Source organism: Alcaligenes sp. Marseille-Q7550, assembly GCF_965112015.1.
The window spans coordinates 547548-565010 of record NZ_CBCOPU010000002.1; the positions used below are offsets into that span (position 1 = coordinate 547548).

Here is a 17463-nt window from a genome sequence, read left to right on the forward strand (position 1 = left end):
TCCATTTCAACTATCTACTCATCTTTAGCCCATGTTCGATAAACTAAACTAGCAATCTGAACGAAGAGATCCTTATTAGAATTTATAGTTTCTGAGTCTGTTATAAGAAAAATCTTTTTTGACTTGCTATTAAAAGATATCTTTGCTCCATCCAGAATCCTTTGCGCTTCTTCCGCAAGGTGCGGAGCAATTCGAAAACCCAAAAGAGACTTATTTCTTCCTCGTTTATGAAACCAGAAGTAGTTGTTCCGCCCAACGCTAATTGAAACGTAATTTTTTAAGTAGCTCACTTGAGGCTCTTGGAAAATATGACCGACTACGGAAAGAAGCACATCTGCATTTTCAGCGGTCCACTTCGCTTTCTTATTCCAATAATCGCGATTAACCTCAATATCTTGCCCAACGGCACCGTCATCGATTTCTTCGTAAGTATCAAGAACTTTCGTAAAATGAAGCGCCTTCTGGTCACCTATGCTCACAAGAGCTACCTGAATAGCGATGATAGGGATTGAATGGCTAAGAATGTGGATAACATTGAAAAAGCGCCGTGTGATGCTTTCTGCAACTAGAACGGCATAATGTTGGCGCTGTGGCCAACGACGTTTTTCGTTATCCCAATACTCAATGGTGCGGATAATATGAGCCTCATCCGTTTCGCCTAACATCACCTCGACTTCATACATCGAATCGTCTTGCGGGTCTTTAAGCAGCAAGTCGAGCCGGCCACCGGAGCTCTGACGTTTTTCCTTATTCAACGCGTCCAATTCACCCAAACCAAGGACCACTGGATTACCCCAAATTTGCTCTTGAAGCCAGTACTCGTCATAACCAGCACTTCGGATTGACATTGATTGAGCAAAAGGTATTTCTTCAACCATCGTAATTAAATAATAATTTAAAAAAATAAACCCGAAGGCGTACGAGATTTACTCAGAAACGTTAGGCCGGCGCGTCGGTCCCAGCTTGCGGCTCTCCCGGAACCAGCTCTGCAACCTTCCTCCTGACTCTGGTAAAGAGCGCCGGAAAACAGTCCTCGGGATACAATGGCAGCCTCGGAAAACCGGCCGGCCCAATGCCGTCCAAGGCGAATTCCCGGCAGCCTGTGCAAGAACGGCACGCTTTGCCACTCACAAGATCCAGATTCAATGATTGTACGCTTCTCTTTTCACGTCCAAAAAGTGCTCGAACCAAATACGAATTTATTGACACAGATGGCAGCGCCGACGTGGCCCTGAAGGAGCGCGGTTGATGGATACGGTATTGATTCTGTTGATGATCGCCCTGGCGTGGCAGGTGCTGCGCGTGCGTTATCAACGCGGGCGCATCGCCTTGCTGGGACGCCACCTGGCCGGCAGGCAGCTCGAGCGCCACATGGAAACGCTGACGCAGGGCTACACGCGCGCCATCCACGAAGAGGCCGAGACGCGCCAGCTGCAGGTGCTGGAGACTTACGCCCAGACCGAACGCGCCGTGGCGGCGCAGGTGCAGGCGCTGGCCGACTCCATGCAGGAGGAAAGCCTGCAAGCCGCCAGCATGAGCATGCTCTCGTTCTGCGTGCCTTACGCCGAGCGTTTTCTGCCCGCGGCAATGCGGGATTTCCGCGAGCTGCTGCACATTCATGCCGCCGGCTTGCGCCACGTGGTGGACAACGAAGACGACTGGGATCCGAAAAGCCGCGCCTATCATCTTTCGGCAGAGCTGTATCTGCTGCAGCACAGTTGTCATTGGTTCTGCAAATCGCGCACAGTGGCCGATGCGCGGCTGCTGGTGCGGCACCAGGTCGATCACCAGAAAGTGCTGGAATCCGTCTCGGAGCCGACCCGTTCGGCGTATCGGCAATGGCTGCAGGGCGCCGGCAAGCGGTAAGCGTCTTTACCCGGCCAGGCTGAGCGCCAGGCCGGGCCTGTCCGCTCCTGTGCCGGCCAGCCAGACATTCATGTCAGCGGCGGAAAGAGGCTTGGCAAACAGATAGCCTTGCGCATAGTCGCAGCCCGCCTGGCGCAGAAATGCCAGGTCTTCCGGCGTTTCCACGCCTTCGGCGGTCACGGCCAGTCCCCGGCGCTTGCCGGCGCGAATCGAGGCCAATACCGTGGCCGCCTGCCGCTCTTCGCGCGCCGCGCCATGAACAAAGCTGCGGTCCAGCTTCAGCTCCGAGAAAGGCAATGAGCTCAGGCGGCGCATCGAACTGTAGCCGATGCCAAAGTCATCCTGGGCCAGGCCGAACCCCATGGAGACCAGACGAGATGCGCCACGCAACAAGGCACGAGCAGTCAGCGTGTTGGAAGACTCCAGGATCTCGAACGTAATGCAGCACGTACGTCCCTGCAGCTCCCGAACACGATTCAAAAGCCGATCGGGCAGGAAAACGTCATTCAACAGATGGGTAGGCAGATTCACCGAGATCGGCACCTGAATACCTTGTCGACGCCACTGCGCCTGTATAGCCAGCGCTTCCTTGAGCATGTGCATCAGCAGCGCCTCGTCCAGCCCATGATGGCTGAACCAGGGCAGGAACGCGGCGGGCGCCAGCAAGCCCAGCTCGGGATGCAGCCAGCGGGCCAAGGCCTCCGCGCCTGCCAGCCGCTGCGAATCAACCGAAACTTTGGGCTGGAACCAGGCCTGGATCTGACCGAGATCCAATGCCTTGCGCAGGGTCATGCGGCTCATTGGCAAGCCTTTGCTCCGCGGCCCCGCCGCATCGCCGCCAGGCCATGCGCGACCAAGGAACTGACGCCCTGGCGGCAGCGCGCCGACACCGTGCTCCGCCCGGCTGGACAGGCGCGCAGGCAAGCCAGCTTGGCGGCGTGATGCGCGCCCCCCTGACAAATGAACATCGGCAGAAAAATGCATACTCGAACCCTCGCGGGAAACAGGCAGACAGGGCGGCCATGCCAATCTCTTTCTCCCGCCGCCTTCTTCAGTGGAATCATAAAAACCCCGGCCGCCCATAGGCCTGGGGATAACCTGCAAGCACGGCGCGAATAAGGAACATTCATGGACCATGAACTGCCCGCCTGGAACAAAGGCTAGACTTCCGGCACTCATATTCCCAGAAACCGCAGCCGCACCGTACAATACATAGTTACAGTCCGCTTTCATGGGTTCCCTCACCCCATCTGCCAAAAAGGTTCATTCATGACGATGCCTTCCGTCCCGCCGTCGCGGGTGCCGTTCTATCTTGCCCTGCTGGTCGCCTTTCACATCTTCATCGTGATCGCCAGCAATTATCTGGTGCAACTGCCCATCGATCTCTTCGGTTTCCACAGCACCTGGGGCGCCTTCAGTTTTCCATTTGTCTTCCTGGCCACCGACCTGACGGTGCGGCTGATCGGCAAGGCCGAGGCGCGCCGCGTGATCACGCGCGCCATGATCCCGGCCCTGATCGCGTCCTACCTGGTGTCGGTGCTGTTTCATGACGGCCATTTCAATGGTTTCCAGGCCCTGGGCGAATTCAACAGCTTCGTGTTCCGGATCGCCCTGGCCAGCTTCGCCGCCTATGTGCTGGGCCAGTTGATGGACGTGCAGGTATTCGACCGCATGCGCCGCGACTACATCCAGTGGGGGGGGGCGCCGGCTGCCGCCTCCGGATTCGGCCAGGCGCTGGACACGATCGCCTTCTTCAGCATCGCCTTCTGGCGCAGCAGCAATCCTTTCATGGCCGAGCACTGGGGGGAGATCGCGCTGGTGGACTACGCCACCAAGCTGGCCGTCAGCCTGCTGCTGTTCGTGCCCATGTACGGCGTCGCCCTGAACGCCATCATCGGCGCCATGAAGCGCCGCGACCCCATCGCCGCCAAGGCCTGATCATGACGGCCCGCTCTCAACGGCGCGCCCTGGTGCTGTTCTCGGGCGGCCAGGATTCGGCCACCTGCCTGGCCTGGGCCCTGCAGCGCTACAGCCAGGTCGAGACCATCGGCTTCGACTACGGCCAGCGCAACTGGGTGGAGCTGGATTGCCGCCACGTCATACGCCAGAACCTGATCGAACAGTACCCGCATTGGGCCACGCGCCTGGGCGAGGACCACCTGCTGGATGCCGGCGTGCTCAGCCAGTTGGGCGCCACCGCCATGACCGATGAGCTGGACTTCGCCATGCAGGCCGACGGCTTGCCCAACACTTTCGTGCCCGGCCTGAACCTGCTGTTCTTCACCCTGGCCGCCGCGCAAGCCTACCGGCGCGGGCTCGACGTGCTGGTGGGCGGCATGTCGCAGACCGACTATTCCGGCTACCCGGACTGCCGCGAGAACACGCTCAAGGCCCTGCAGATGGCCCTCAGCCTGGGCATAGACCGGCCCTTGCTGCTGGAAACGCCCCTGATGTGGCTGGACAAGGCGGACACCTGGGAACTGGCCCGGCAACTGGGCGGCGACCCGCTGGTGGAACTGATCCGCAAGGACACCCATACCTGCTGCCTGAACCAGCGCGCCGACCTGCACGCCTGGGGCTACGGCTGCGGCCAATGCCCGGCCTGCCGGCTGCGCGCGAACGGACACCAGGAATGGCTGGCGCGTCATCAAGGGGCTGGTGCAACGCCCATTTAGCTGGCGCAGAAATCCAGCCTTCCAGCCGGAGCTTCGCCCTACCCTACCAGCCTGCGTAGAATTTCATTCTTTCCTGGTAGGTTTCCATTCGGCTTTTGGCAGCCCGTATGCCATTGATGTATTTATTTTCATCGCCCGCCGCCCTGCCCCACCTAAGCAGATCGTCGATGCGCTGCTCTTCTTGCGCAATCAAGCTGGTCAGGGCGGCGACCTGCGCGGTATTGGCTTGCTTGACCAAGCTTTGCTCGATCAGTTTGATGGCTTGAGCCTGCTGCTCAAGCGCGGCCAGGGTGGCCTGTTCGAACTGCCATGTCTGTTTTTGTTGCATCAGCATGGAATAGATGGCCAAAGCCAAGGCCAAACCCGAGAACAGCGCCGACACGCCGCCAAAGCTGTCGCCGAAACTGGCGGCCTCATCGGACCAACCGCCAAACCACCACAAAATCGACACCGCCCACAACACCCATGCCACCAAGAAAAAAAACACCAACGCCCGCAATTTCATGACATCCTCGATCTGAACACGAACAAAGCGCCCGGGCCTGCCAGACCCGAGCTATCCGCATCACGCTTCAGACTGAAGCGTGAGCAGAGTCATTCTGGTCAAGATTTCCTCAAACCGTCTCGCGCTGGTCCTGATAGACCGGATGGCGCCGGCACAGCTCGACGACTTTCTCGCGCACCTGGGCGCTGACGGCATCCAGCTTGCCGTTTTCCAGCGCGTCCAGCACATCGCACAACCAATGGGCCAGTTGTTCGCATTCCGCCACGCCGAAGCCGCGTGTGGTGACGGCCGGCGTGCCGATGCGCACGCCCGAAGTGACCATGGGCGATCGGGGGTCGTTGGGCACGGAGTTCTTGTTGGCCGTGATGTAGGCATCCGCCAGGGCCGCGCTGGCCTCCTGGCCGGTATAGGGCCTGGACGACAGGTTGATCAGCATCATGTGGTTGTCGGTGCCGCCGGACACGAGGGTATGGCCGCGCTGCTGCAATACGGCCGCCATGGCGCGAGCGTTGCGCACCACCTCCTGCTGGTACTTGCGGAACTCCGGCTGCAGGGCTTCCTTGAAAGCAATGGCCTTGGCGGCGATCAGGTGCATCAGGGGACCGCCCTGCACGCCGGGGAAGACGGCGGTATTCAGGCGCTTGTAGAAATCCTCGCTCTGCCCCTTGGACAGGATGATGCCGCCGCGCGGCCCGCGCAGCGTCTTGTGCGTGGTGCTGGTGACGACATGGGCGTGGGGCAGCGGATTGGGGTATTCGCCCGCGGCGACCAGGCCGGCCACGTGGGCCATGTCCACCCAGAACCAGGCGCCGACCTTGTCGGCGATGGCGCGCATGCGGGCCCAATCCTTGTAGCGCGAATAGGCCGAGAAGCCGCCGATGAGCAGCTTGGGCCGCGTTTCCAGGGCGATGCGCTCCATCTCGTCGTAATCGATCAGGCCGGTTTCGGGATCCAGGCCGTAAGGCACGATGTTGTAGAGCCGCCCGGAGAAATTGACCGGATTGCCATGCGTCAGGTGGCCGCCCTGGGCCAGGTTCATGCCCATGACCGTATCGCCGGGCTTGATCAGCGCCAGGAAGACGGCCGTGTTGGCCTGGGCGCCCGCATGCGGCTGCACATTGGCGTAGTCGCAGTCGAACAGGGCCTTGACGCGCTCGATGGCCAGGCGTTCGGCCACGTCGACGAATTCGCAACCGGCATAGTAGCGCTTGTCGGGATAGCCTTCGGCGTACTTGTTCGTGAAGACCGAATTCTGCACGGCCATGACCAGGGGGCTGGCGTAGTTTTCGGAGGCGATCAATTCGACGTGGTCTTCCTGGCGGCGTTCCTCGCCCTGCACGGCCTGCGCCAGTTCGCTGTCGAATTCAGCCAAAGTAAGAGAGTTGCCGTACAGGACAGAGTCCTTGTGTAACGTAAAGATGAAAGGCGGCGGAACCTGCCGCCGCCAGAAGAAACAGGGAACGCGATCTAGCCGCGGGTGCGCTGGAACTCGCGCATGAAGTCCGCCAGGACCTCGACCGCCACAAGCGAGACGGCGTTGTAGATGCTGGCCCGCAGCCCACCCGTGGCGCTGTGGCCTTTCAGGCCGTTCAGGCCGTTCTTTTCCGCCTGCTCCACGAATTCATGCTCCAGATCTTTATTGGCAATGGTGAAAGGAACATTATTAATGGATCGATAGTCAGGCAGGACACGATTTATATAAAAACCATTACTTTCATCAATTATTTCATATAGCAATCGGGCTTTTTTCTTATTTATTTCGTGCACGACCTCAATTCCACCGGAGCGATTCAGCCAATCCACCGTCAAGCCCAGTACGTACCAGGAAAAGGTGGCCGGCGTATTAAGCAACGAGCTCTTTTGAGCCTGCACGGCATAGTCCAGAAGATCCGGCGTTCCTTCGAGCGGCGTGTCCAGAAGATCGGGATCCACCACGACGACCGTCACGCCGGCCGCGCCCATGTTCTTTTGGGCGGAGGCATAGACCAGGCCATGCGCCTGGATATCCAGCGGTTTGGACAGCAGGCTGGAACAGGCGTCGCACACCAGGGGAATCGCGGATCGAGGCGGACTTGCAAATTGCACGCCCTGGGCCGTTTCGTTTTCGGTGTAATGCAAGTAAGCCGCATCCGGATTAATATTGAATTCCTCGATATCGGGGACGCGATCGAAACCGTTTTCTTCAGAACTGGCAACGATTCGGATTTCTCCATATTGGCGGGCGGCTTTTATCGCCTGCCCCGACCATAAACCCGTGTGGATATAATCCGCCGCTTTCTTACTGTGCAACAGATTCATGGGAACCTGGAAAAACTGCATGTACGAGCCGCCCTGAAGCAACAGGATGCGATAGGAAGGCGGAACCGCCAGCGCGCGGCGCAGTGCTTCTTCAGTACGCTGGGCGAAGTCCATGAACGGCCGCGAACGGTGGCTGATCTCCAGCACGGACATGCCCGTGCCGGCGAAATCGAAGAATTCATCGCGAACTTGAAGCAATACATCCATGGGCAGGGCGCTGGGCCCTGCGCTGAAATTGAGAGACCGGAACATAAGTGGTGAGATCCTGTACAAGCAGAAAAGCCGGAAATGGGACGCCACGCCAGGATTCCGGTATTGAAGAAACAGTCTACGAGCACAATGGTCTGACGCGTCAGACCATTAACAATACCTGGAGCAGACCGCATGACGCGCTCTTTTGAACTGGACACCCTGAAGATGCGTCTGACCGACGTAGACCTTCAATCCCTGGACCTTCACCAGCGCATCCAGCGCGCCCTGCGCGCCCTGATCCTGGACGGCGCGCTGGACCCCGGCGTGAAGCTGCCTGCAACGCGCTCGCTGGCCAAGTCCCTGGGAATGGCGCGCGACACGGTGGAAAATGCCTACGTGCAGCTGCATCGCGACGGCTTCATCGTGCGCCGGGAAGGCTCGGGCAGCTATGTGTCCGAGTCCGTGGGCACGGAGCTGCGCGGCAGCGCCTACCGGCGCATCAAGGCGCAGGACCTCAAGCGCAGCGTGCTCGAACCCGGCGCGGGCCTGAGCCGGCGCGGCCGCGCCATCTTCGAGAGCGGCGGCATCGCCGACCAGCAGACCATCAAGGCGTTCGCGACCGGCCTGCCCGAGACGCGCAACTTTCCCACCGATGTCTGGGAACGCCTGCAGCGCCAGGCCATGAAGGACTATCGCGGCAATGTCCTGCTGCATGGCGACCCGCAAGGCACCGAGCCCCTGCGCAAGGCCATCGCCGTCTACCTGAACCTGGAACGCGGCGCCAAGGTATCGGCCGACCAGATCCTGATCCTGAGCAGCACCCGGCAGGCCCTGTTCCTGTGCGCCCAGCTGCTGGTGGACGCCGGCAAGCCCATCCTGATGGAGAACCCCGGCTACTTCGGCGCGCGCAAGGCCTTCGAGGCCGCCGAAGCGCGGATCGTGCCCATCGCCGTGGACGAACAGGGCCTGCGCACCGACCTGCTGCACGAGGACCGCAGCGGCGCCAACTGCATCTACGTGACTCCTTCCCACCAGTACCCGACGGGCGCCACCCTGGCGCTGGAACGTCGCCTGGAACTGATCCGCTGGGCGGCCGAGAACGGCAAGTGGATCCTGGAGGACGATTACGACAGCGAATTCCACTACGACGGCCTGCCCACGGCCTGCGTGCAGGGCCTGGACAGATACCAGCGCACCATCTACCTGGGCACGTTCAGCAAGACCTTGTACCCCGGCCTGCGCATGGGCTACATGGCCTTGCCGCCGGAACTGATCAAGCCCTTCACCCAGGCGCGCAGCATCATGGACGGCCATACGCCGCAGATTCTGCAACTGACGCTGGCCCGCTTCATGGAAGACGGCCACTACAATTCCCACATCCTGTCTCCTATACACACTTTACGCGGGACGCCGCGAAATCATGCTCGAAGCCATAGGCCTGCATCTGCAGGGCATCGCCCGGGCGACACGGCCCGAAGGCGGCCTGCAGATTCCCTGTTTCCTGGAGCCGGGCTGGTCCGAAGAACACACATTGCGGCGCGGGCTGAGCGCCGGCGTGCTGCTGCCCGGCCTGAGCCGGCTGTACCTGGGCGAAGAAAAACAGCAGGGCTGGATGCTGGGCTACGCGTCCCTGACCGCATACGAAATCGAGTCGGCCATGCTGCGTCTGGCCAACGCGCTGCGGCAGGGCAAAGGATGAGGGCATGGGCGTCAGTACGGCAGCGGATAGCGCCGGTTCAAGGCGGCGACGCCTTCGCGGATGGCGTTTTCCGTACGCAGGCTGCGGGCTCCGCTGCGCACCCCGCCCAGCAGCGCCAGTATCATGTCGCCGATTTCCTTGATGTCGTCCTCGCCCAGCCCGCGCGAGGTACAGGCGGCGCTGCCCACGCGTATGCCGGAATAGGAGCCTTTGTCGTCGTCATACGGCACGGTGTGCTTGCTAAGGCTGATGCCCACCTGCATGAGGACCCGCTCCACCAGAGGGCCGTCCAGGCCCCAGGGCCGCAGGTCCACCACGCCGAAGTGGCAGTCCGTTCCGCCTGACACCACCGTCAGCCCGCCCTCGGACAGGCGGCGGCACAGGCTGCGGGCATTGGCCATGACGGCCTGCGCGTACGTGGCGAAAGAAGGACGCAAGGCCTCGCCCAGCGCAACGGCCTTGGCCGCCACCATATTGATCAGCGGACCGCCCTGCAGGCCTGGATAGACGGCGGCATCGAACTTGTCGGCCAGCCGCGCGTCGTTGCACAGGATCATGCCCCCGCGCGGACCGCGCAGGGTTCCGTGCGTGGACAGCGTCGTGACATGCGCCTGGGACACGGGCGACTCGAAGACGCCCGCCGCCACCAGCCCGGCGCAATGCGCCATGTCCGCCATGAAATAGGCCCCCACCTCGTCGGCGATGGCCCTGAACCCGACGAAGTCCGGAGTGCGCGAATACGCGGAGCCGCCGGCGATGATCAGGCGCGGCCGCTCGGCATGGGCCTGGCGGCGCACTTCGTCCATGTCCACCCACTGCGTGCGACGATCCACCCCATAGGAGCGCGTCTGGAACCAGCGGCCCGACACATTGACGGCCGAACCATGACTGACGTGTCCCCCGGCCCGTTGGTCCAGCGCCAGAATGATGTCGCCCGGCGACAACAGGGCCAGGCACACCGCCAGGTTGGCCTGGCTCCCCGAATGCGCCTGCACATTGGCGTGACGGCAATCGAAGAGCTGGCGAGCCCGTTCGATGGCCAGCTCTTCGGCCTGGTCCACCTGTTCGCAACCGCCATAGATGCGCCTGCCTGGATAACCCTGGGCCTGCTTGTTGCTGAGCAGGGATCCCTGCGCGTCCAGCACGGCGCGGCTGACGTAGTTTTCGGAAGCGATCAGCTCGACGGTGTGCTGCTGGCGGCGCCGTTCGGCCTCGAGCATGTCCCAGAGGCTGCGATCGGTCTGCTGCAGAGGCTGCGAACCCACCAGAGGCAGTTGGTGGACATCGCCACTGGCAAGACTCTTCATGCAAGTTCCTGTGTCGATGGAGGCTGCCCCCTGCCCGCGCCTGAAAACCGGATGCGTCAGCATGGAGGCATGCCCAATCAGCGTACAAGCCTGGAATGGGCGCAAAAACAAATATCCTAGACCGTTTCCGCCAATTAAAAACGGTCCATTTTCAATCAAATAACCAGACCACTTTTTTAATCATATATTTAGCCAAAAAACAATCACATCAAGCAGCAATTTATAGGGAACACGCTTGTTTCACGCTCAATTGGCGCATCACAAATGCCATTTTTTGCAGCGCACAAATTATTAATCTAAAGTGGTCTGTTAATATCGCGAAAAATGGTCTGTCATTTACTGTCACTCGATCATTAGAATTCAGCCTGCGAATGAAGCAAACCATTCTCCTTATACCTTCAAGGCCCATAAATTATGCCTTGCTTATATAAGTTGTGAAATGGTTTTGAACTTTATAGTCAAGCAAGGAAAGAACTCGGCCACCACCGGAACGGCAGCGCGCCACCGTATTGTTTTCAAAAATTCAAGCAAGTTCTGATACGGATTTTTTGGCTCATTTTTGAAAATGCGCAAAAAAATCCAATCCATGAAGCCTGCGGATACCAGATATGGAATACAGACAGGCTGGTTTACGAAACGGTCTCATCGTCCTGACGAGATCGCACTCAACAGCAAGGAAATTTGAAATGACGATCAAAAGCCACGAAACCGATGACGCCGTACGCAACATGCTGCACAAGCTGTCCGTGCTCTGGAAGAACCGCGCGGCCGTGAACCAGGAACTGCCCGATTACTGGAACCTGGCCTTCGACCCGGGCAAGGCCGATTTCAGCGAATGCCTGCTGCCCTTCCGCAACCACCAGGCCTGGCTGGAGGCGCCGCAGGAGCTCAAGTCCCAATGCCTGTCCTACGCCTGGGGCATCTACAACCTGAAGACCATCTACATCGAGTGCAATGTCGTCACGCCCACGTGCGAAGACATCATCAAGACGCCTCCGCCCAGCGCCAATCGCGGCCTGCTGCAGGACGTGATGTCCCAGGCGCTGCTGGACGAAGCCCTGCACACCCGCATGTCCATCATGGCGTGCAACTACATCTATGAAATGCGCGGCCTGCAGCCGCTGGACTTCACCGAGTTCAACCTGGTGCAGTGGCGCAACAATCTGCTGAGCCAGTGCGGCTCCGAATCGGAGCGGCGCCTGACGCGCTTCGCCATCGCCTGCGCATCCGAGACGCTGATCACCGACTACCTGAAGACCATGGCCGAGGACAAGGCCATCCAGTCCATCTGCCACGAAGTCACCCGCACGCACGCCATGGACGAATGGAGCCACTCCAGCGTCTTCAGCTTCGTCGCCTCGGACATCGTCCAGGGCCTGAGCCAGCGGGAGCGCGAGCACCTGCGCGCCGTCATCCTGCGCACGGTGGAAATGTTCGCCAACAACGAACTGGGCGCCTGGGCAAAGGTCTTCTCCATGCTCCAATTCCCCAATGCGCGCGACATCCTGCACGATGTGGGCGACAGCAACGAGATCAGCGTCTACACCGACTCGGTGCAGAGCCTGATCGAGCGCATCGGCCTGAACAGCAAGTCCGGCACGATCCGCCAGACCGAAGCCGAACAGCAGGAGGCGCTGCAATGACGCCGCACATCCAGGCGCGTTGCGAGACGGTCCGGCCCGAGGCAGGCAACGTCAAGGTGTTCACCCTGCGCGTGCAGGGCGGGCACTTCGACTTCCTGCGCTCGCTGCAGGCCGGCAAGCATGTGGCCCTGAGCTACCCGGACACGGGCGGCGTCATCCAGCAACGCCTATATTCCATCACCCGCAAGCCCGACGCGGACCTGTTCGAGATCGCCGTCAAGGGCTCAGGACGCAACAGCGTGTCCGACCACATGCATGCCACGCTGCGCGAGGGCATGACCGTGCCGCTGCAATACGTGGCCGGCGACATCTCCGTGGACTCCATCCTGGGCTACCAGCGCATCGCCATGATTGCCGGAGGCATAGGCATCACCCTGCCCATCGCCCTGCTGCGCGAACTGGCGCAGCGGGCGCGCAACGGCCTGCCCGTGCCCGACGTGCAGCTGCTGCTGAGCATCCCGCGCGTCTCGGACATTCCCTTCCTGCACGAACTGCTGGAACTGGACCTGACCACGGCTTGGTTCTCGCTGAATGTCTTCGTCACCCGCGAGAACATCCGCAGCAGCGCCCAGTTCAAAGTGGGCCGCCCTTCCTCCGAGGCCCTGCAGCACCTGCAGGATCCGCAGGCCGTGGTGATCTGCGGCAGCCACGGCTTCGCCCAGGCGCTGCGCGGGTCCACCGCCAAGCCCCGTCCGGTCTCGCGCATGCTCATCGAAGCCTTCTCGCCGCCGGCCGCCGCGCCGCTGGACATCGCGCCCCAATCAGGTTCCGCCCCCTTGCGGATCAGTGTGCCGGGTTCGGATCTGCCGCTCTCGCCCGACCCCGGCCCCAGCCTGCTGGAAATGCTGGAAGCGGGGCAGGTGCCCATCCGCAGCCAATGCCGGGCCGGCATCTGCGGCGCCTGCCGCGTGAAGATATCGGACGGCGACTGCCGCTTCGAACCGGACTTCTGCCTCAGCGATCAGGACAAGGCCCAGGGCCACGCCCTGGCCTGCTGCACCTTTCCCTTGTCCGGCGCCCTGACCGTGGACATCGGCTCGACAAGCTGACATCATCACCATCGGATACAAAGAGACCGTCATGAAAAAAGTCATTGCACTGCGTCATATCCATTTCGAAGACCTGGGCACGCTCGAGCCCGTCCTGGCCGAGCAGGGCTACCAGGTCCAGTACGTGGACCCTTCCGTGGAGTCCTTGCGCCACCTGAGCGAACGGGATGCCGATCTGCTCATCGTGCTGGGCGGCCCCATCGGCGCCTATGACGAAAAAATCTACCCCTTCCTGAGCGGCGAACTGGAGCTGATCCAGAAATGGCTGCTGGCGGGCAAGCCGCTGCTGGGCATCTGCCTGGGCGCGCAACTGATCGCCCGCGCCCTGGGCGCCAACGTCTACCCCCTGGGCGTCAAGGAAATCGGCTTCGCGCCGCTGACCCTGACGCAAGCCGGCGCGCAATCCGCGCTGGCCGCCGTGGACGGCATCCCCGTGCTGCACTGGCACGGCGACCAGTTCGATATCCCGGACGGAGCCGTGCGCCTGGCCGGCACGCCGGTGGGCGCCAACCAGGCCTTCTCCTTCGGCGCCCAGGTACTGGGCCTGCAGTTCCACCTGGAAGCCGACACCAGCAAGCTGGAACGCTGGCTGGTGGGCCACGCGAACGAACTGGGCCAGGCCGACATCGATCCCCACGCCCTGCGCGCCGATGCGGCCCAGATCGGCAAGCGCCTGCATGCCGCTGCGCGCCTGGTGCTGGAAAACTGGCTCAGCCAGCTCAGACAGCCTGCGCCCGCCGCCCTGCCCGCATGAATCCTGACGCGTCGTTCGTGGATAGGGAGCTGCATCCATACCTCGTGGATGTGGTTTCCATCCAGTCGCAGGTCATCTACGGCCGGGTCGGCAACAATGTCGCCGTCCCCACGCTGCGCCAGCACGGCCTGACCGTGGCCGCCGTACCCACCGTGCTGCTCAGCAACAATCCGCAATACCCCACGGTGCACGGCGGAGCCGTCCCGGCCGACTGGCTGGCCGGCTTCCTGGAAGACCTGGGCCGGCGCGGTGCCCTGGACAAGGTGCGCGCCGTGCTGATCGGCTATCTGGGCAACGCCGAGCAGGCCGCCGTCATCGCCCGCTGGCTGCGCGAGCTGCTGCACCGCCTGCCCGACATCCTGGTCATCGTGGATCCGGTCATCGGCGACCTGGACGTGGGGCTCTACGTGGAACCCGATCTGGTCCAGGCCTACCATCGGACGCTGCTGCCGCTGGCCACGGGGCTGACGCCCAATGGCTACGAACTGTCCCTGCTGGCAGGCCGGTCCGCCGACACCGAAGAGGCCGCCTCCAGCGCCGCCCGCTCACTGCTCCAGGAACGCACGCAGTGGCTCATCGCCACCAGCGCGGCGCCTCTATCCTGGCAAGCCGGCCAGATCAATCTGCTGCTGACGCGCCGCGAAACGCCGGTCCACACCCTGCTGAGCCATCCTCGCGTCGACTCCGCCGCCAAGGGCACCGGCGACCTGTTCGCCGCCACGCTGCTGGCCCGCCTGCTGCTGGGCGCCGATCTGCACACGGCCGTGCACACCGCCAGCGCCAGCGTCCTGCACCAGCTCGAGCTGACGCGCCAGGCCGGCAGCCAGGAATTGATACTGCCTATGGATCCAATTCGCCCCTGACTGCTGACATTTCTTGAACCATCGGGCCTTTAACTCGGCATTCGTTCTCGTTAAGCTTGGGCCACCAAGCAAAAACCGGAGCATGCAATGAGCCTGCCTTTCAAAAGCACACTACATCCGAGGGTTTTCTGGGGATCCACACTGATCGTCCTGGTCTTTCTGCTGATCGGGATCATCTTTCCCGAAGATGCCGCGCGCATCTTCGAACAGCTTCAGGACTGGGTGATCCTGAGCTTCGGCTGGTTCTACATCCTGGCCGTGGCGCTGTTCTTCTTCGCCGTGGTCTACCTGGCGCTGAGCCGCTACGGCAACCTCAAGCTCGGCCCCGACGACTCGGAACCAGACTACCCCTACCTGACCTGGATGGCGATGCTGTTCGCCGCCGGCATGGGCATAGGACTGATGTTCTTCGCCGTGGCCGAGCCGCTGCAGCACTTCTCCGCCCCGCCCGCGGGCCCGGCCGGCACGGTGGAAGCGGCGCGCCAGGCGCAGGTCATCACCTTTTTCCACTGGGGCGTGCACGCCTGGGCGGTCTACGCCGTGGTCGGCCTGTCCCTGGCCTACTTCTGCTTTCGCTACAACCTGCCGCTGACCATACGTTCAGGCCTGTATCCGCTGTTCGGCAAGCGCATCGAAGGGTGGATAGGCGACAGCGTGGACATCTTCGCGGTCTGCGGCACCCTGTTCGGCATCGCCACCTCCATGGGCCTGGGCGTGCTGCAGATCAACGCCGGCCTGGAGCACCTGTTCGGCTGGCCGCAGGAGACCTGGCTGCAGATCGTCCTGATCATCGTGGTCACCTCGCTGGCGACCCTGTCGGTCGTCAGCGGCCTGGACGTGGGCATACGGCGCCTGTCCGAGCTGAACCTGCTGGTGGCCATCGCCCTGATGCTCTTCGTGCTCAGCGTCGGCCCAACGGCCTTCCTGATGAACGCCTTCGTGCAGAACATAGGCGGCTACCTGGACAATTTCTTCGCGCGCTCCTTCAGCACCCAGGCTTTTCGCGAACAGGACTGGATGAAGGCCTGGACCCTGTTCTACTGGGCGTGGTGGATCGCCTGGTCGCCCTTCGTGGGCATGTTCATCGCCCGCATCTCGCGCGGGCGCACCGTGCGCGAATTCGTGCTGGGCGTGCTGCTGGTGCCCACCGTCTTCACCTTCTTCTGGATGACGGTCTTCGGCAATACCGCAATCTTCCTGGACATGACGGCGGCCGCCGGCCAACTGGCCCGGGACGCCGCCGCCAACGCCTCGGTGGCCTTGTTCGAGTTCCTGGAATACCTGCCCTGGTCGGGCGTGACGTCCACGCTGGCCGTGCTGCTGGTGGCCATCTTCTTCGTGACCTCGGCCGACTCGGGCTCGCTGGTCATCGACACGCTGGCGGCCGGCGGCGTGGAGGACGCCCCGGTGTGGCAGCGCATCTACTGGTGCGCCCTGGAAGGCACGGCCGCCGCCCTGCTTCTGCTGGCCGGCGGCCTGACCGCGCTGCAGACCGTCACGCTGGTCAGCGCCCTGCCCTTCGCCATCATCATGTTCCTCTTGATCCTGGGGCTGTACAAGGGAATGAAAGCCGATATGTCGCGCCTGCGCCGGCACGGCCCGGCCGCGGGCCCGGCGCCGGGCTCGGAAGTTTCCTGGCGGCGCAGGCTCTCGACCATTCTGCACAGCCCCACGCGCCAGGACGCGCGGCGTTTCCTGGACGAGGTCGCCGCCCCCGCCCTGCGGGCGGTTGCCGACGAGCTCGGCAAGCGCGGGCTGAATGTGTCCCTGGAGGATGGCCAGGAGGGCCAGGCTCAGCTGACCATCGAGGCCGAGGGCCAGCGCAACTTCGTCTACGGCGTGCAGATGCAGGCCCGCCGCGTGGCGAGCTTTACCGCGGCCGCCGCCAAGAATGAGCAGACCCGGCCCCACGAATGGCAGGTGCGCACCGTGTTTGCGGACGGCAGCCGCGGCTACGACCTGATGGGGCTGAGCTCCAGCCAGGTCATCAACGACATCCTCAACCAGTTCGAACGCTACCAGGCCCTGGTCACGTCCGAAGCCACGGCGCTCTACGCCCGCTCGCCGGACCCTCTCTAGGCCGGCGTCTCGGTCCCCGGTTCCCTTTCCAGGATCCGGGGGCCGGAGCCTTGCTCGCCCAGCACGTCCATGGGATTGCGCAACGGGCATTCGTCCATCGACAGGCAGCCGCAGCCTATGCACCGGGTCAGCTCGTCGCGCAGACGCGTCAGGCGTTCGATGCGCTCGTCCAGGCTGGCCTGCCAGCGTTGCGACATGGTCCGCCATTGGGCGGCCGTGGGCTTGCTGCCGGGCGGCAGGCCGCGCAGCGCTTCACGAATCTCCTCCAGGGGAATGCCGGTGCGCTGGGCCACCTTGATGATGGCGATATAGCGCAGTACCACCGACTCGAAACGACGCTGGTTGCCGCTGTTGCGCGTACTGGCGATCAGACCTTTCGATTCATAGAAATGCACGGTGGAGACCGGCACGCCGCTGCGCCGGGCCACCTCTCCCACCGTCAGCGCGCGGCTGAAATCGATGTCTTTGCTCATTGTCCAATCCATTGACCTCAAGTTAGCTTGAGGTTTTATAGTCCGGGCACCTGAATAAGG

At 62.1% G+C, this 17463-nt stretch carries 15 protein-coding genes and 1 pseudogene; 9 read left to right on the forward strand and 7 right to left on the reverse strand.

The features are described from left to right. Positions 1 to 14: 14 nt before the first annotated feature. Positions 15 to 878, reverse strand: coding sequence for a hypothetical protein (locus tag ACWPWO_RS11915; RefSeq protein WP_454006774.1), 864 nt, complete (start codon positions 876 to 878; stop codon positions 15 to 17). A gap of 370 nt (positions 879 to 1248) precedes the next feature. Between ACWPWO_RS11915 and ACWPWO_RS11920 the strand changes: the two genes are divergently transcribed. After that, positions 1249 to 1866: a hypothetical protein gene (locus ACWPWO_RS11920; protein ID WP_454006775.1), complete on the forward strand. Its 618-nt coding sequence runs from the start codon at positions 1249 to 1251 to the stop codon at positions 1864 to 1866. Between the two features lie 6 nt (positions 1867 to 1872). Here the strand turns inward: ACWPWO_RS11920 and ACWPWO_RS11925 are convergent, their stop codons facing one another. Continuing rightward, positions 1873 to 2667 (reverse strand): EAL domain-containing protein, encoded by a 795-nt coding sequence (locus ACWPWO_RS11925; protein WP_454006776.1) that lies wholly within the window; start codon positions 2665 to 2667, stop codon positions 1873 to 1875. A 468-nt stretch (positions 2668 to 3135) separates the two neighbouring features. On the opposite strand from ACWPWO_RS11925, the gene ACWPWO_RS11930 reads away from it, so the two are divergent. Together ACWPWO_RS11930 and queC are read left to right on the forward strand one after the other, a co-directional pair. Continuing rightward, positions 3136 to 3804 (forward strand): 7-cyano-7-deazaguanine/7-aminomethyl-7-deazaguanine transporter, encoded by a 669-nt coding sequence (locus tag ACWPWO_RS11930; RefSeq protein WP_454006777.1) that lies wholly within the window; start codon positions 3136 to 3138, stop codon positions 3802 to 3804. A gap of 2 nt (positions 3805 to 3806) precedes the next feature. After that, positions 3807 to 4541, forward strand: coding sequence for a 7-cyano-7-deazaguanine synthase QueC (queC, locus tag ACWPWO_RS11935; RefSeq protein ID WP_454006778.1), 735 nt, complete (start codon positions 3807 to 3809; stop codon positions 4539 to 4541). Between the two features lie 43 nt (positions 4542 to 4584). Here queC and ACWPWO_RS11940 read toward each other — a convergent pair whose 3' ends face one another. The 3 genes from ACWPWO_RS11940 to serC all read right to left on the reverse strand — a co-directional run bounded on the left by ACWPWO_RS11940 (position 4585) and on the right by serC (position 7596). Then, positions 4585 to 5046: a hypothetical protein gene (locus tag ACWPWO_RS11940; protein WP_454006779.1), complete on the reverse strand. Its 462-nt coding sequence runs from the start codon at positions 5044 to 5046 to the stop codon at positions 4585 to 4587. A gap of 109 nt (positions 5047 to 5155) precedes the next feature. Continuing rightward, positions 5156 to 6439 carry a serine hydroxymethyltransferase gene (gene glyA, locus ACWPWO_RS11945; protein ID WP_454007484.1) on the reverse strand — a complete coding sequence of 428 codons (1284 nt, stop codon included), beginning with the start codon at positions 6437 to 6439 and terminating at the stop codon, positions 5156 to 5158. 74 nt (positions 6440 to 6513) lie between these two features. Continuing rightward, positions 6514 to 7596: a 3-phosphoserine/phosphohydroxythreonine transaminase gene (gene serC / locus ACWPWO_RS11950; protein ID WP_454006780.1), complete on the reverse strand. Its 1083-nt coding sequence runs from the start codon at positions 7594 to 7596 to the stop codon at positions 6514 to 6516. A 132-nt stretch (positions 7597 to 7728) separates the two neighbouring features. On the opposite strand from serC, the pseudogene pdxR reads away from it, so the two are divergent. Next, positions 7729 to 9235, forward strand: a pseudogene (gene pdxR / locus ACWPWO_RS11955) (MocR-like pyridoxine biosynthesis transcription factor PdxR). An 11-nt stretch (positions 9236 to 9246) separates the two neighbouring features. Here the strand turns inward: pdxR and ACWPWO_RS11960 are convergent. Next, the gene (locus ACWPWO_RS11960; protein ID WP_454006781.1) at positions 9247 to 10542 is read right to left on the reverse strand and encodes a serine hydroxymethyltransferase; all 1296 of its coding nucleotides are present in this window, start codon (positions 10540 to 10542) and stop codon (positions 9247 to 9249) included. Positions 10543 to 11228: 686 nt separating this feature from the next. On the opposite strand from ACWPWO_RS11960, the gene ACWPWO_RS11965 reads away from it, so the two are divergent. From ACWPWO_RS11965 to ACWPWO_RS11985, 5 genes are all read left to right on the forward strand, one after another. Next, a complete protein-coding gene (locus ACWPWO_RS11965) occupies positions 11229 to 12185 on the forward strand; it encodes an AurF N-oxygenase family protein (RefSeq protein WP_454006782.1) in 957 nt (318 codons plus the stop codon). Continuing rightward, positions 12182 to 13234 (forward strand): 2Fe-2S iron-sulfur cluster-binding protein, encoded by a 1053-nt coding sequence (locus tag ACWPWO_RS11970; RefSeq protein ID WP_454006783.1) that lies wholly within the window; start codon positions 12182 to 12184, stop codon positions 13232 to 13234. The genes ACWPWO_RS11965 and ACWPWO_RS11970 overlap by 4 nt, the downstream gene beginning before the upstream one ends. 31 nt (positions 13235 to 13265) lie before the next feature. Continuing rightward, positions 13266 to 13988 (forward strand): glutamine amidotransferase, encoded by a 723-nt coding sequence (locus ACWPWO_RS11975; protein ID WP_454006784.1) that lies wholly within the window; start codon positions 13266 to 13268, stop codon positions 13986 to 13988. Then, positions 13985 to 14851: a pyridoxine/pyridoxal/pyridoxamine kinase gene (gene pdxK / locus ACWPWO_RS11980; RefSeq protein ID WP_454006785.1), complete on the forward strand. Its 867-nt coding sequence runs from the start codon at positions 13985 to 13987 to the stop codon at positions 14849 to 14851. The genes ACWPWO_RS11975 and pdxK overlap by 4 nt, the downstream gene beginning before the upstream one ends. A gap of 87 nt (positions 14852 to 14938) precedes the next feature. Continuing rightward, entirely contained in the window at positions 14939 to 16930 is a 1992-nt protein-coding gene (locus tag ACWPWO_RS11985) for a BCCT family transporter (RefSeq protein ID WP_454006786.1), read from the forward strand. Here the strand turns inward: ACWPWO_RS11985 and soxR are convergent. Continuing rightward, the gene (soxR, locus tag ACWPWO_RS11990) at positions 16927 to 17403 is read right to left on the reverse strand and encodes a redox-sensitive transcriptional activator SoxR (RefSeq protein ID WP_454006787.1); all 477 of its coding nucleotides are present in this window, start codon (positions 17401 to 17403) and stop codon (positions 16927 to 16929) included. The genes ACWPWO_RS11985 and soxR overlap by 4 nt on opposite strands. Between the last annotated feature and the right edge of the window lie 60 nt (positions 17404 to 17463).

What these genes read in the sequence shown, in the direction of transcription:
- ACWPWO_RS11975 (WP_454006784.1), top strand. Translation starts at nt 13,266, where the DNA reads ATGAAAAAAGTCATTGCACTGCGTCATATCCATTTCGAAGACCTGGGC.
- ACWPWO_RS11915 (WP_454006774.1), bottom strand. Translation starts at nt 878, where the DNA reads ATGGTTGAAGAAATACCTTTTGCTCAATCAATGTCAATCCGAAGTGCT.
- ACWPWO_RS11985 (WP_454006786.1), top strand. Translation starts at nt 14,939, where the DNA reads ATGAGCCTGCCTTTCAAAAGCACACTACATCCGAGGGTTTTCTGGGGA.
- ACWPWO_RS11925 (WP_454006776.1), bottom strand. Translation starts at nt 2,667, where the DNA reads ATGAGCCGCATGACCCTGCGCAAGGCATTGGATCTCGGTCAGATCCAG.
- ACWPWO_RS11965 (WP_454006782.1), top strand. Translation starts at nt 11,229, where the DNA reads ATGACGATCAAAAGCCACGAAACCGATGACGCCGTACGCAACATGCTG.
- serC (WP_454006780.1), bottom strand. Translation starts at nt 7,596, where the DNA reads ATGTTCCGGTCTCTCAATTTCAGCGCAGGGCCCAGCGCCCTGCCCATG.
- ACWPWO_RS11940 (WP_454006779.1), bottom strand. Translation starts at nt 5,046, where the DNA reads ATGAAATTGCGGGCGTTGGTGTTTTTTTTCTTGGTGGCATGGGTGTTG.
- queC (WP_454006778.1), top strand. Translation starts at nt 3,807, where the DNA reads ATGACGGCCCGCTCTCAACGGCGCGCCCTGGTGCTGTTCTCGGGCGGC.
- ACWPWO_RS11920 (WP_454006775.1), top strand. Translation starts at nt 1,249, where the DNA reads ATGGATACGGTATTGATTCTGTTGATGATCGCCCTGGCGTGGCAGGTG.
- pdxK (WP_454006785.1), top strand. Translation starts at nt 13,985, where the DNA reads ATGAATCCTGACGCGTCGTTCGTGGATAGGGAGCTGCATCCATACCTC.
- ACWPWO_RS11960 (WP_454006781.1), bottom strand. Translation starts at nt 10,542, where the DNA reads ATGAAGAGTCTTGCCAGTGGCGATGTCCACCAACTGCCTCTGGTGGGT.
- ACWPWO_RS11970 (WP_454006783.1), top strand. Translation starts at nt 12,182, where the DNA reads ATGACGCCGCACATCCAGGCGCGTTGCGAGACGGTCCGGCCCGAGGCA.
- ACWPWO_RS11930 (WP_454006777.1), top strand. Translation starts at nt 3,136, where the DNA reads ATGACGATGCCTTCCGTCCCGCCGTCGCGGGTGCCGTTCTATCTTGCC.
- soxR (WP_454006787.1), bottom strand. Translation starts at nt 17,403, where the DNA reads ATGAGCAAAGACATCGATTTCAGCCGCGCGCTGACGGTGGGAGAGGTG.